Below are 15020 nucleotides of genomic sequence, written 5' to 3' on the forward strand. Positions count from 1 at the left end.
GGCATTTTTATTTGTAGCGAGACAAGCAAATTATTCGTCGACCGTTTCACTATCGAATGACACAGAGCCCTCTACATCGATTCGAGTGACACGCTGTAAACCTCTTGGTAGAAGTCCACCACGACGACCACGTTCACCTCTAAAGTTTTCCAAATCTGCAGGCTTGAGACCCAACTTACGCTTACCAGCATAAAGCGTCACTGAAGCACCTTGAGGTAACGCCATCAGGTGAGACACAAACTCTTCTCTCGACTTAGCCTTAGCCGATGGGATATTAATGATCTTGTTACCCTTACCTTTGCCTAATTGTGGCAAGTCTTTTATCGGGAACAACAACATTCGTCCCTGATTGGTAATCGCCATGATTTCATCGGAATCTAAGTCGCCAACCATACTTGGCGTCATCACTTCCGCAGCCTGCGGTAGAGTCACTAGAGCTTTACCGCTTCGGTTCTTCGACAGAAGGTCTGAACCTTTACAAACAAAACCATAACCCGCATCTGAGCCAATCAACCACAACTGCGACTCTTCGCCCATAATGACTTGGCGAATACTCGTGCCAGCATTGATATTGAGACGCCCGGTAATCGGTTCACCTTGGCTTCGTGCAGAAGGCAATGAATGCGATTCAAGTGAATAACTGCGCCCATCGTTTCCTAAGAATACCGCTGGTTGACTACTTTTGCCGCGCGCGGCCGCAAGGTAGTTATCACCAGACTTATAGTTTAGCCCTGATGGATCAACATCATGACCTTTCGCATGACGAATCCAACCCTTCTCAGATAGAACCACGGTGATCGGCTCACTAGGAACAAGATCACGCTCTGTCATCGCTTTCGCTTCAGCTCGCTCAACTAATGGAGAGCGACGATCATCACCGTATTTCTCCGCATCAGCTTGAATCTCTTTTTTCAGCAAGGTATTCATGCGACGCTCAGAGCCCAATAAGCTTTCTAGCTTTTGACGCTCTTTTTCAAGCTCATCTTGCTCACCGCGAATCTTCATTTCTTCTAGCTTTGCAAGGTGGCGAAGCTTGGTATCTAAGATTGCGTCGGCTTGAATATCGGTGATACCAAAACGTGCCATTAGGACCGCTTTAGGTTCATCTTCAGTACGAATAATCTCAATCACTTCATCAAGATTAAGGTATGCGATCAACAAACCTTCCAATATGTGCAAGCGAGCCAATATCTTATCAAGACGATACTGTAAGCGTTTACGAACCGTTTCACGACGGTAAGCAATCCACTCAGATAAAATGGTGACGAGACCTTTCACCTGTGGACGATTGTTCAAACCGATCATGTTGAGGTTAACGCGGAAGTTCTTCTCAAGATCTGTCGACGCAAACAAGTGATTCATCAACTGATCGCAATCAATACGATTAGATCGTGGCACGATCACAATGCGAGTCGGGTTTTCATGATCCGATTCATCACGAAGATCGTCCACCATAGGCAGCTTTTTCGCACGCATCTGGTTGGCAATCTGCTCTAGCAACTTGGCACCAGAGACCTGATGAGGTAGCGCTGTGATAACAATATCTGCGCCTTCTTTATGCCAAACTGCGCGCATTTTCACACTACCGCGTCCAGTACGATAGATCTTTTCTAAGTCCGTCTGCGGGGAAATAATTTCCGCTTCTGTTGGGTAATCGGGCCCTTTGACATACGCCATGACATCCGACAATTCCGCCTTTGGATTATCAATCAGGTGCACGGTGGCATCCGCAACCTCACGGACGTTATGAGGAGGAATATCCGTCGCCATACCAACCGCAATACCCGTAATACCATTTAGCAAGATATGAGGTAATCGTGCCGGAAGGATCTTCGGCTCTTTCATCGTGCCGTCAAAGTTTGGTTGCCACTCAACCGTGCCTAGACCCACTTCACTAAGTAACACTTCAGCAAACTTAGACAATTTCGCTTCGGTATAACGCATCGCAGCAAACGATTTAGGATCATCAGGCGCACCCCAGTTTCCTTGACCGTCCACTAACGGGTAGCGATAAGAAAACGGCTGTGCCATCAATACCATTGCTTCATAACACGCAGAATCACCGTGTGGGTGGTACTTACCCAGTACATCACCAACGGTACGAGCAGATTTCTTATATTTAGCAGCTGATGATAAACCTAGCTCCGACATGGCGTAAATAATACGACGCTGTACCGGCTTAAGGCCGTCACCAATATAAGGCAATGCACGATCCATGATCACGTACATTGAGTAATTTAAATAGGCATCTTCGGTGAACTTGCGCATTGGCAGCTGTTCAACGCCATCAAAAGACATTTCAGTCGACATTATCGTTATACCTCGGCCATGTCGCCGTTACTTTGTAGCCAGCTACGACGGTCATCCGCTCGTTTTTTACCTAGCAACATATCCATCATTTCATCGGTCGCACTGTCATCATCAATGGTCAGTTGCACCAAGCGACGAGTATTCGGATCCATCGTGGTTTCGCGAAGTTGTAATGGGTTCATTTCACCCAGACCTTTAAATCGCTGTACGTTGATCTTCGCTTTCTTTTTACTCAATCGCTCTAAAATGCCATCTTTTTCGTCATCATCTAGGGCATAAAAGACTTCTTTACCACAATCGATTCGATAAAGTGGTGGCATGGCAACATAAACGTGCCCCGCCGAGACTAGCCCTCTGAAATGCTTAGTAAATAATGCACACAGTAAGGTCGCAATATGCAGCCCATCCGAGTCCGCATCAGCAAGAATACACACTTTACCGTAGCGCAGAGCACTCAAATCATCATTGTCAGGATCAATCCCTAGCGCAACAGAGATATCGTGCACTTCTTGAGAGGCTAATACTTGGTCCGTTGACACTTCCCAAGTATTCAGAATTTTACCTCGCAGTGGCATCACCGCTTGGAATTCACGATCTCGAGCTTGTTTCGCAGAGCCACCAGCAGAGTCCCCTTCCACGAAGAAGATTTCTGTGCGGTTCAGATCTTGCTGTGAACAATCGGTCAATTTACCAGGTAGAGCAGGTCCTGATGCGACCTTCTTACGCACGACTTTTTTACTCGCACGCATACGTCGATGGGCGTTGGCAATACATACTTCAGCCAGTTGCTCTGCCAGCTGGGGCTTTTCATTCAACCACAGACTAAAGGCATCTTTCACAACGCCAGAAACAAAGGCAGCGCACTGACGTGACGATAAGCGTTCTTTCGTTTGCCCGGCAAACTGAGGATCTTGCATTTTCACGGACAAGACATAAGAGCAGCGATCAAACACATCATCGCCCGTTAACTTAACACCACGCGGCAGCAAGTTTCGGAACTCACAAAACTCACGCATGGCATCAAGAAGCCCCTGACGTAAGCCATTAACATGCGTGCCACCTTGAGCGGTAGGAATCAAGTTAACATAGCTTTCGGTGATCATTTCGCCGCCTTCAGGCTGCCAAATTAGCGCCCAAGTCGCCGCTTCTGTCTCTGCAGAAAACTCACCAGTAAAAGGGACTTCTGGTAAAACGGTATAGCCTTTCACACCTTCAGCAAGGTAATCTTTCAGACCATCTTCGTAATGCCATTTATGATCTTTTCCGTTCACTTTGTCGCTGAATGTGATTTCCAACCCAGGACATAACACGGCTTTAGCTCGCAGGTTATTCACTAAGCGAGTAACGGAGAAGTTTGCGGAATCAAAGTAGCTCGTATCTGGCCAGAAGTGAACACTGGTCCCTTTGTTACGACGCCCACAAGTACCCGTTACTGTCAGCTCTTCAACCTTATTGCCGTTCTCAAACGCCATTTCATAGACTTGACCATCACGGCGAACGGTGACTTCAACACGTTTCGATAACGCATTGACCACGGAGATACCCACCCCGTGCAGGCCACCAGAGAATTGGTAGTTTTTATTGGAAAACTTACCACCAGCATGCAGCTTGCAAAAAATCAGTTCAACACCCGAGACTTTTTCTTCTGGGTGAATATCTACAGGCATACCTCGCCCATCATCAATCACTTCTAGGGATTGATCGGCGTGAAGAATTACTTGCACTTTCGAGGCATGTCCGGCTAGCGCTTCATCGACACTGTTATCGATAACTTCTTGGCCCAAATGGTTTGGACGCGCTGTATCCGTATACATCCCTGGTCGGCGACGTACTGGCTCAAGACCATTGAGAACCTCAATGGCTCCAGCATTATATTGTTCTGTCATAATACGGAAATTTTACTCAAATAAAGATTGATACTTAGCAGCAAAAAGATTGTCGATGATGCATTGCACCATCAGCCTTCATTTGACTCGTAACCAACAAGTCTTAAGGCACACGCGTAAGTACAGACACATCATAGTCTGGCTCAAAGGAAGTGTTGTCAAGTTTCGCACCAAAGTTGGGGGGAAATTTATGACTCCCTCCTCAGCTACACGCTATTTAGTGAAAACGCTACAACTCTAAGAAGTGGATAATCTGTTGTGGATAACGCTCAAAATTAACAAAGCTATGATCGCCACCCGCTTCCACTGTTTGCTTTGAATTCGAATACTTAGCGACCGCTTGGCGGTAATCAAGTACCTCATCTTCCTCTTGTTGCAACAACCAAAAATCGCTAGGCGAGCGAAGGGTCGCCACGTCCAACTCTTTTAGTTCGTTGATATGACAAGATTCTAATGTGTATTGCTCATGAGTATAAGGGTTTTCTTGCTCGCCAAGAAAGTCCACCAGCAACTCATAAGGTTTAACCGCTGGATTAATCAACACGGCTTTAAAACCATACTGCGCATTTAACCACGTCGATAGGTAGCCACCTAAAGAGCTACCGATTAAGCCAATTCGATGCGTCTTTTCATAGCGCTGTATAACATCAACCAAATACGCTGCTGCTTGTTTAGGGAAACTCGGCATTTGCGGAGCCACCACCGTAATATCAGGACGATGCGCCTGACAAAACTGCTGCATGACTTGCGCTTTGTGTGATTGAGGTGAGCTGTTAAAACCATGAATATAGAGCAATAACGACGGCTTTTTATTCATTAGTAACCCTCAGTATTAAAGTTAGTAACCTTCAGCATTAAAGTCAGGACGAAACGCTCCATGTGGTAAACGTTTGACGATGGTATCTAGCTGACCATCATTAAAGAGCTCCAACTCTCGCCACCCTGGCGACAGGGTATCCAGAGAGAATTCATTGGAGTTGGGCTTAAACTGAACACACGTCGACGGCGTTGCTAATACTCTTACACCACGGTGCATCAAATCAAGCTCTTGATGAATATGACCACATAGCACAGCACGCACATTGTCATGTTTATCAGCAATATCCCAAAACTCTTGTGAGTCCTTTAATGAATGCTGATCGAGCCAAGCACTGTTCACCAATATTGGGTGATGATGGAGCAACACCAAAGTATGTCGGTCATGGTGCTCACTGAGTTTATTATCCAAATACTCGAGTTGGCTGTCGCTTAATCGCCCATGGGGTACGCCCACGACTTGAGAATCCAGCAACACAATTTGCCAATGCTCGCCCAGCAATGTATGCGTTGCGGTTTGTATCAGAGGTGAGTCCAATACACTGTTCATACTTGGTTTAAAATCGTGATTGCCCGGCAACCAAAAACAAGGAAGGTTAAGCGGCATAATCCCGTCAACAAACTTTCGATAAGAAGACTCAGTATGATCTTGAGAGATATCGCCCGTTGCCAATAATGCATCAAAGTGTGTGCCTTGCTGGCACACTTCAGACACGACAGCTTTAAAGCTATCGTGGGTGTTCACACTCAGTAAGCAGCCATCCTGAGGCGCAAATAGATGCGTGTCGGTCAATTGCAGTAACCTGACGGCACTAGACTGAGATTCACCACTGGGTGTTGTTTTCAAAATAATAAGACCTGAATATCTACTATTGTTTAACTTCGATACATGATCGGAGCTCGACTAATTCCATTTTTCAGACAAAATGTCAGCCAATCACTAAGAAACTGATTAAACTGAAACTTTTCATCCTTTTGAAGCATTTTAGTATTGGGGTAATCATACCGTGCTTTGACTCTAGCGGTTTGTTCACAATGACAAACTTCGGCAACTTTTGCGTCATGGTAGAGCCTCACCACCATTTTAGGCAAAGGGAAAACAGGAAGCTCATCATCTTGGCAAATTTCGACCAATGTTGTGTACTTGGTCACTTCTACAATCACGATTTGATACGTTAATGAACCTGCCTGATAGCAACGCACATCTCCAACCTGTGGTGTCGTTGGGATCAATCGATTTAACTTGGCGTAATTGGTCTCATAGACTCGCATGAGTTCTGCAAGATCAACATGATACGCTTTACCTTCGATTTGACGTGTTGTTGCCATTTTTACCACTCTTGCTGTAGCTGACGATAATTCAGCTCAAGCCATTGCAGCGCAATAATAGATGCACCGTTCTCAATTTCACCACTGGCTATCATTTGATACGCCTTTTGTCGTGAAACAACCTTGACGCGAATGTCTTCGCCTTCGCTTTTTAGTCCATGAACACCACTCGCTGTTGAGGCATCTACCTGACCCACAAAGACTTCAATTTTCTCTGAACATCCACCTGATGATGGATAGTAAGCGGTAATTCGGGTGAGCTTATTTACCTCAACACCTGCTTCTTCGACCGCTTCTCGCTGTACAAGTTCTTCAACAGATTCTTGTTTATCAACAATTCCAGCAATAATCTCCGTCTGCCAAGGCGACTTATGCTCAAGTGCCCCGACTCGAATCTGTTCGATAAGCACCACTTCATCTCGCTTTGCATCATAAGGCAATAGCGCAGCAGCTCCGCCACGAACTAACATTTCTCTCTGAATGTCAGGGCTCCAACCGCCGTCGAAAAGACGATGCTTAAATCGATACAACACCATTTCAAAAAAACCTTTAAACACCGTTTGTTTAGAGATTATTTCGACATCATGTGATGTATATTTAGGCAATGGCTGTTGTGAATGTTCCATGACAAACCCCAATAAAAATGAATCTTACAGTTTACTCAACGAATCGCACAACTACCAACGACCAGCTTCAACTTTTTACGCAATAATTCAAAAAACATTGGGTTTTGGTTAATTTATTGTCGCATTTTTGCAGGCTCTAGCGTAAAAATTTGCAAAGTTTCGAGTGAATTACGCTCGTTTTAAGTTAAACTGTGAATCATACCTCTTATTCAGTATTCAGGCAGGATTAGGACAAATGAAAAAACTGCTTCCACTATTCATCACAGCTGCATTAGGAAGCGTAAGTGCAGCGACATGGGCCGACTCTTTAACCGAAGTCTATGATCAAGCTAAACAGAACGATCCTCAACTACTGCGTTCAGCTGCTGAACGAGATCGTGCATTTGAAGCCATCAACTCTGCTCGAAGCACCTTACTACCACAAATTAACCTCACTGCTGGTTATAATGTAAACCGAAGTGACGATGATTTTGCAGACAGCGATAAAGCTAGTGCTGGAATTGGCTTTTCTCAAGAGTTATACAATCGCTCTAGCTGGCTCACACTCGATACGGCGGAAAAGAATGCTCGCCAATCAGATTCACTGTACGCTTCCGCACAGCAAAACTTAATCCTGCGCACCGCTCAAGCGTATTTTGAAGTGTTACGTTCTAAAGACAGCCTAGAGTTTGTAAAAGCGAACAAAGCGGCTGTGGCTCGTCAATTAGAGCAAACCAAGCAACGTTTTGAAGTAGGTCTTTCCGCGATTACCGATGTTCATGATGCGCAAGCGCAATATGACCGAGTGTTGGCTGATGAAGTCGTGGCTGAAAACGACTTATTAAATAAGTACGAAGGTCTACGTGAAATCACCGGACAAGAGCACACTAATATCGATGAGCTAGATACGGATCGTTTCTCTGCTCAGCGCCCGACCAATTCGGTTGATTTCTTCATTGAAGAAGCGCAAAGCAAAAACCTTGATTTGCTATCGGCTCGTATCGGACAAGACATTGCGAAAGACAACATTACACTAGCAAGCTCTGGTCACCTTCCTAAGCTAACGCTTGATGGTGGTTATAACTACGGTAACGAAAGAAATGATACCGTAACATCAAGAGCAGGTAGTACTAACAGCTTCAACGCTGGTATCAACTTGTCTGTGCCTCTATATAGTGGTGGCAACATTACGTCACAAACTAAACAAGCAGAGTACGCTTATGTGGCAGCAAGTGAGCAGCTAGAGCAAACTTACCGCTCTGTTGTGAAAAATGTTCGCGCTAACAATAACAACATTAACTCGTCCATTGGTGCTATCCGCGCTTACGAGCAAACGGTTATTTCTGCGCAATCAGCACTAGAAGCAACCAAAGCCGGTTTTGATGTGGGTACTCGTACTATTGTCGATGTACTAGAAGCAACGCAATCTGTGTTCGACGCTGGTCGTAACCTCTCTGATGCTCGTTACGATTACATCGTCAGCATCTTGAACCTACGCCAATCCGTCGGTACGTTAAGCGAACAAGATATTATTGATATCAACGCTGGCCTTAAGCGAACAAACTAATTTATTGAAAAATAAATCGGTTGAAAAACAAATCAGTTGAAAAACAAAAGGGACGCCATGGCGTCCCTTTTTAATTACTGCGTTTTCTCGTGCTATAGAAAGGGATTAACCCTGACCACCCTTGATCGCTTCAATAATTTCCGTCGTTGAGCAGCCATCTTCAAAGTTAAGCACTTTAACTTCGCCGCCAGCAGCAATCACTTCAGTTCCGCCAGCGATCTCTTCAGGCTTATAATCGCCGCCTTTAACCAATAAACTCGGCAATACTTCTGCGATTAAACGCTGCGGTGTTTCTTCCGAGAACGGAACAACCCAATCTACCGCACCTAATCCTGCAAGAACGGCCATACGACGATCCGTTGGGTTAACAGGACGGCCAGGGCCTTTCAGTGCTCGCACTGATTCATCGGTATTCACCGCGACGATCAATCGGTCACCCAGTTCGGCTGCGTGGTTCAAATAAGACACGTGGCCGGCATGAAGAATGTCGAAACAGCCATTTGTCATGACGACTTTCTCGCCTTTTGAGCGCGCTTTTTTCACCGCTTCAATCAAAGCTGATTCACTGATCACGCCATAGTCCGTATCCTGACTACCGTGTACCGCTTCTGCTAACTCAATAGTAGAAAGTGTTGATGTACCAAGTTTACCCACTACGACACCTGCCGCAGCATTAGCTAACGCACACGCTTCATCTAGCGGCTTACCGGCAGCAACAGAGGCAGCTAATACCGAAATAACCGTATCGCCAGCACCCGTCACATCAAAAACTTCTTTCGCTTGAGTAGGTAGGTGGAATGGTGCTTCACCACGGCGAAGTAACGTCATACCATGCTCACTGCGCGTGACAAGTAGCGCTTCAAAGTCAAACTCTTCAATTAACGCACAGCCTTTTTCTACCAGCTCTTCTTCGTTTTTGACTTTGCCTACCACCGTTTCAAATTCAAGCATATTTGGCGTCAGTAATGTCGCACCACGGTAGCGTTCAAAATCCGCACCTTTAGGGTCGATAAAGACGGGTACACCTGCTGACTTAGCTTGTTGAATGTAGGCTTGAACGTGTTCTAACGCCCCTTTAGCATAATCAGACAGCACCACCGCTTTTACATTAGGCAACGCATTCTGCATTCTTGTCAGCACTAACTCAGGATCGGTATTTTCAAACTTGTCTTCAAAGTCTAAACGAATCAATTGTTGCCCACGGCTAAGTACACGCAGCTTAGTAATCGTTGGGTAGTTCTCTAACTCTACAAAGTCACACTTTACCTTCAGAGAAGTCAGCGTATCAGTTAATACTTTCGCTGGTTCATCTTGCCCGACTAAGCCAATAGTGTGGGCGTGGCCACCTAAAGAGGCGATGTTCATCGCTACGTTTGCAGCGCCACCGGGACGTTCTTCATTGTTTTCTACTTTAACAACAGGTACTGGAGCTTCAGGAGATATACGCCCGGTTGGGCCATACCAGTATCTGTCCAACATAACATCACCAACAATCAGTACGCCTGAATCGCTGTAATCAGGTAGGATGGGTTTCATTTCTTACTCCAAATAACGACCGCGATGAGTTGCCTCACCACGTTAAATTGTTTTGTATGCATCACCCCTGCCGCAGTTGCCAAGCTCGATTTGCAACCGATAGCCCGAACAAGCGCAGGTTAAAGCTTTGAAAAGATAGTAGCACAACTCCTACTACCGACACCAAATTCGCGTTACGAGATCATCCATTGCTTCCAAGCTTGAATCACCGCTTCACGCTCGGCAATAAGCTTGTCTTCTGCAACATCCGCATCCAAATTTAGCAGGTTACGATGATGAATTTCATCTCGCAGCGTCGTGTAGGCACGAATCAGCGTCATTGCCTGCTCTTCTTCCATCACCCCTTGTTTGAGCATGGTTTCAAAGATGCGGACATTGTCCGACCAACGAGTGAGTTTAGGTTTATCATGACTAAAACGCAGTACTAAGTACTGAGCTAAAAACTCGATATCGGTGATCCCGCCAGGATCTTGCTTGAGCATAAACCGTCCCGCTTTCTTTCCCCCAAGATGCGTTCGCATCTTTTCACGCATCTCAACGACTTTGGGTTTCAGTTCCGATTCTTCTCGTGCTTTCGTTAACACATCAACTCGAGTGTTATTGAATGCCTGCTGCAAATCAGCATCGCCATAAATCAAGCGAGTCCGGACTAAAGCTTGATGCTCCCATGTCCATGCATCATTGTGTTGATACTCATCAAAAGCATCGGTCGGGCTGACCAGCAAACCAGACACGCCTGAAGGGCGCAGTCGCGTATCCACTTCATATAATATTCCTGACGCGGTACGCGTTGAAAAAATATGAATGATGCGCTGCGCTAAACGTAGGTAAAACTGGCGACCATCCAGCTCTTTTTTTCCATCGGTGTATACATTAACCGGGCAGTCATGCATAAAGACAATATCCAGATCCGAATTATAGCCTAGCTCCCAGCCGCCCACTTTACCGTAGCCAATCACAGCAAAACCTTTACTGCCACGATCTTTGATGTGCGTCGGTTCACCAAACTTCTCTGCCATTTGCTGCCAAGCTTGATTCACACCGGCTTCAACGATCGCTTCAGCCAAATACGTTAAGTGATCACTCACCTTCATTACAGGTAACACACCCGCAATGTCTGCCGCGGCAATACGTAAAATACAGGTTTGCTTAAACTGACGCAGCGCTTCCATTTGCTGCTCCATATCCTCTTCTGGAATACGGGCAAGGTAGTCGCGCAACTCTGTTTTATACGACTCTAATGGCACTGGGTTATAAAGGTGGGAAGGATCTAACAGCTCATCCAGCAAGATCGGATAACGACCTAACTGCTCGGAAATCATTGGACTGGCGGTACATAACCGCACCAGCTGGACCAATGCAGCTGGGTGCTCATCGAGCAACTCAAGGTACGTTGTTCTGGTCACAATGCGGTGCAACACATACAACACTCGAGACAAACCAAATTCCGCGTCCTTATGAGCATAAATCGCATTGAACACTTTTGGCATAAGGCGGTTTAGTACCTCTCGACCACGCGGCCCCAACGTCTTTTTGGCTAGATCTTTTTTAAACTGGCAGATGATCGTTTGCTTCTGCTCTGCTTCTGCAACGTTCAAGTCATGCTCAAGGATATGCTCAACTACTTCAGCATCATGAGCCATGTCCCATAACTCATGGAAGTGTTTTTGTATTGGGTTGGGCTCTTCATCATCATCTTCGCCAATCAAGTCACCAAACACGCAATGCACGTTAAGCATATGCTGCGAGGTTGCCTCTAACATCAACTCCCAAGAATCAAACCCCATCACATAAGCCAATTTGATCTGATCATCTTCCTTTTCAGGCAGCGTTTGGGTCTGCTTATCGCCCATCGCTTGCAGCAAATTTTCTTGGCGGCGTAAAAAGCAGTACGCCTCTCGCAAGTGCGTCACTTCTCTTCGTTCTAGCAGTTTAAGAGTTTCAATGGCATCAAGCGTTTCAAGTAAACCTCGGCCTCGTAAACTCGGTTCGCGTCCACCACGAATCAGCTGGAAAACTTGGGCAATAAATTCCACTTCTCGAATTCCACCGGGACCAAGTTTGATATTGTTCGCCAGGCCACGGCGCCTCACTTCACTGCTGATCATCGATTTCATCCGGCGCAGAGACTGAATCGCACTAAAATCGATATAACGGCGGAAAACAAACGGGCGCAACATCTGACGTAGTTCCTGGTACTCTGGGTACATCTCCCGCCCCATGACTCGCGCTTTGATCATGGCATAGCGTTCCCAATCACGACCTTGCTCTTGATAATAATCCTCAAGTGCCGCATAGCTCATCACTAATGGTCCACTTTCACCAAATGGTCGAAGTCTCATGTCAACGCGATAGCAAAATCCATCAAAAGTTTGCTGATCAAGCGCTTTAATAATGCGCTGCCCTAAACGAGTAAAAAACTGCGCATTGGCAATAGAGCGTCTCGCGCCCTGTGTTTCACCATTCTCTGGATAAGTGAAAATCAGGTCGATATCTGAAGAAAAATTCAGCTCGCCACCCCCGAGTTTACCCATACCAATGATCAACATTGGTTGAGCTTCACCTTCTGCATTACAAGGCGTGCCCCATTCTTGACAGCAAGCCTGATATTGCCAATTGTAGGTTTCAAATATCATGGCTTCGGCAAGCATAGACAAGTGATGCAGGCTTTCTTCAAGCGACCAATCCCCCACCATGTCACGCCAAGCAATATAGGTCATCTCACGGTTACGAAACCGTCGTAATACCCTGTGACCATCGGTTTCTATGCTGCATTCCGATAAATGAGCATGTAAGAGGTCACGATAAGACTCCGCGCGTTCGGTATGTTCGAGCATCTCAGGAAGCTGCTGGAACAGTGTCTCGTCTTTCAGCAGTGCCTCTTCAACAAACTCACTGACTGACAATACCCGTTGCAATTGCTCATATCGAACAGGCGTCCAATGAGAAATATCTGTATAGCGCTCTTTAATTCGCTCAATAGACTGTTGAGCATGGTGTTGTAATGGTGCTGGCAGTTGCATTCGTCGTCCTTGTCTCGACTCAAAAACAAAAATGGTGGCTAATGCCACCATTTTACTTGTCACTTTGACGCCTAGCTTCTCAGGCCTATGCCTTTTGTCACTAGATGATGTGCTACCCCATAAAGTACCACGATAAACACCAATAGTACGCTAAATGAAGTCACAATCCCGACATCCGAAACACCTAAAAACCCATAGCGGAAGGCGTTAACCATATAAACAATCGGATTGATTTTTGATACGCCCTGCCAAAACTCAGGCAACAAGCTGATGGAATAAAATACCCCACCTAGATAGGTGAGCGGTGTCAAAATAAACGTTGGGATTATAGAGATATCATCAAAGGTTTTTGCGAACACGGCATTAATCAAACCGCCTAAAGCAAACACCACCGATGTCAAAAATACCGTCGCGATAATAATGCCCCAGTGCTGCACTTGCAGATCGACAAAAAACAGGGATACAAAGGTTACAATAGTGCCGACCAAAAGACCGCGCACAACACCGCCCATCACAAACCCTGCGATTATCACATAGTTAGGTACCGGTGCTACTAACAACTCTTCAATGTTTTTCTGGAACTTAGCGCTGAAGAAAGAAGAAGCCACATTAGAATAAGAGTTGGTGATTACCGACATCATAATCAGGCCTGGAACAATATATTCCATATAGCTAAACCCGTTCATTTCTCCAATTCGAGAGCCAATCAGGCTACCAAAAATAATGAAGTACAAGGTCATAGTGATAGCTGGCGGTACCAGTGTTTGTACCCATATACGTGTGAAACGGTTAATTTCCTTAGTGAGTAAGCTCTTAAATGCGGTCCAATAAATTGAATACATATTATTGCTCTCCTTGCTTTGGCTGGCGAACAATAGACACAAACAATTCTTCCAATCGGTTGGCTTTGTTTCTCATGGACAACACTTTGATATTAGCTCGACTGAGTTGCTCAAAGACATGATTGAGCCCTTGCGTCTTCTCTAACTCGATTTCCAAAGAGCCATTGACGACTTGCTGTGAGTTCACACCCGACAACTCTGGGATCGTTTGGTTAGTCTCAATATCTAGCACAAATGTCTCAACATGAAGCTTATTTAATAATGACTTCATGGAGGTATTTTCAATCAACTCACCGCGTTGAATGATCCCGATATTACGACACAACAGCTCTGCTTCTTCTAAGTAGTGAGTCGTTAAAATAATCGTAATGCCTTGTTTATTAATTTCTTTAAGAAAGTCCCACATAGAGCGACGCAACTCAATGTCGACACCCGCAGTCGGCTCATCAAGAATAAGCAGCTTAGGTTCATGCATTAATGCTCGAGCTATCATCAGACGTCGCTTCATGCCGCCTGATAAATTTCTTGCGCGCTCTTCACGTTTTTCCCATAAATCTAACTGAGTCAGGTACTTTTCGGCACGCTGCTTTGCCACATCACGCGGCACTCCGTAATACCCTGCTTGCTGTAAGACGATTTGTTGCACGGTCTCAAACGGATTAAAGTTGAATTCCTGCGGCACTAACCCGAGTTGCTGCTTTGCCAATTCCAGCTGTTCATCAATGTCATGGCCGAAGACTTTTACCTTGCCCGAGGTTTTATTCACCAAAGAAGTGATGATACCAATCGTGGTCGATTTTCCTGCTCCGTTTGGGCCAAGCAAGGCGTAAAAGTCGCCTTTTTCAACCGTCAGAGTCACCCCTTTCAGCGCTTCAAAGCCGCCTGCATAGGTTTTACGTAACTGTTCTATCTCTAATGCGTACATGTTGTGCACCAATTGTGGTCAGACACGATAATTGGTAGTCAAATGGTTATAATTTGATAATTCCAATTATATCGAAAAATAAATAACACCAGCAAACACTGTACCACTCAACATGATGTCGCTTTAGCTTATTTTCAATAGCAAAAGCAACATCATGATTAAATTGCCACTATTTATTCTA

General features: G+C 45.5%; 11 protein-coding genes. 1 reads left to right on the forward strand and 10 read right to left on the reverse strand.

Features of this window, described 5'->3' with window-relative positions:
- Positions 1-30: 30 nt before the first annotated feature.
- The 6 genes from parC to nudF form a co-directional block, all read right to left on the reverse strand.
- Positions 31-2310 (reverse strand): DNA topoisomerase IV subunit A, encoded by a 2280-nt coding sequence (gene parC / locus L4D05_RS21385; RefSeq protein WP_428795231.1) that lies wholly within the window; start codon positions 2308-2310, stop codon positions 31-33.
- Positions 2311-2315: 5 nt separating this feature from the next.
- Entirely contained in the window at positions 2316-4196 is a 1881-nt protein-coding gene (gene parE / locus L4D05_RS21390; RefSeq protein ID WP_250617393.1) for a DNA topoisomerase IV subunit B, read from the reverse strand.
- Positions 4197-4425: 229 nt separating this feature from the next.
- Positions 4426-5013, reverse strand: coding sequence for an esterase YqiA (yqiA, locus tag L4D05_RS21395; RefSeq protein WP_428795232.1), 588 nt, complete (start codon positions 5011-5013; stop codon positions 4426-4428).
- A gap of 21 nt (positions 5014-5034) precedes the next feature.
- Entirely contained in the window at positions 5035-5859 is an 825-nt protein-coding gene (cpdA, locus tag L4D05_RS21400; RefSeq protein ID WP_428795233.1) for a 3',5'-cyclic-AMP phosphodiesterase, read from the reverse strand.
- A gap of 29 nt (positions 5860-5888) precedes the next feature.
- A complete protein-coding gene (locus tag L4D05_RS21405) occupies positions 5889-6341 on the reverse strand; it encodes a DUF1249 family protein (RefSeq protein ID WP_428753388.1) in 453 nt (150 codons plus the stop codon).
- 2 nt (positions 6342-6343) lie between these two features.
- Entirely contained in the window at positions 6344-6967 is a 624-nt protein-coding gene (nudF, locus tag L4D05_RS21410) for an ADP-ribose diphosphatase (RefSeq protein ID WP_428753390.1), read from the reverse strand.
- 235 nt (positions 6968-7202) lie between these two features.
- On the opposite strand from nudF, the gene tolC reads away from it, so the two are divergent.
- Positions 7203-8513 (forward strand): outer membrane channel protein TolC, encoded by a 1311-nt coding sequence (gene tolC, locus L4D05_RS21415; RefSeq protein WP_428795234.1) that lies wholly within the window; start codon positions 7203-7205, stop codon positions 8511-8513.
- A gap of 105 nt (positions 8514-8618) precedes the next feature.
- Here the strand turns inward: tolC and hldE are convergent, their stop codons facing one another.
- The 4 genes from hldE to L4D05_RS21435 all read right to left on the reverse strand — a co-directional run bounded on the left by hldE (position 8619) and on the right by L4D05_RS21435 (position 14839).
- Positions 8619-10049: a bifunctional D-glycero-beta-D-manno-heptose-7-phosphate kinase/D-glycero-beta-D-manno-heptose 1-phosphate adenylyltransferase HldE gene (hldE, locus tag L4D05_RS21420; protein ID WP_428795235.1), complete on the reverse strand. Its 1431-nt coding sequence runs from the start codon at positions 10047-10049 to the stop codon at positions 8619-8621.
- A 173-nt stretch (positions 10050-10222) separates the two neighbouring features.
- Positions 10223-13072 carry a bifunctional [glutamate--ammonia ligase]-adenylyl-L-tyrosine phosphorylase/[glutamate--ammonia-ligase] adenylyltransferase gene (gene glnE, locus L4D05_RS21425; protein ID WP_489686391.1) on the reverse strand — a complete coding sequence of 950 codons (2850 nt, stop codon included), beginning with the start codon at positions 13070-13072 and terminating at the stop codon, positions 10223-10225.
- A gap of 71 nt (positions 13073-13143) precedes the next feature.
- Entirely contained in the window at positions 13144-13914 is a 771-nt protein-coding gene (locus tag L4D05_RS21430) for an ABC transporter permease (RefSeq protein WP_265676517.1), read from the reverse strand.
- A gap of 1 nt (position 13915) precedes the next feature.
- Positions 13916-14839, reverse strand: coding sequence for an ABC transporter ATP-binding protein (locus L4D05_RS21435; RefSeq protein WP_428753395.1), 924 nt, complete (start codon positions 14837-14839; stop codon positions 13916-13918).
- Between the last annotated feature and the right edge of the window lie 181 nt (positions 14840-15020).

Origin of the sequence: Vibrio nomapromontoriensis (assembly GCF_050337205.1) — a bacterium.
Classification (GTDB): domain Bacteria; phylum Pseudomonadota; class Gammaproteobacteria; order Enterobacterales; family Vibrionaceae; genus Vibrio; species Vibrio nomapromontoriensis.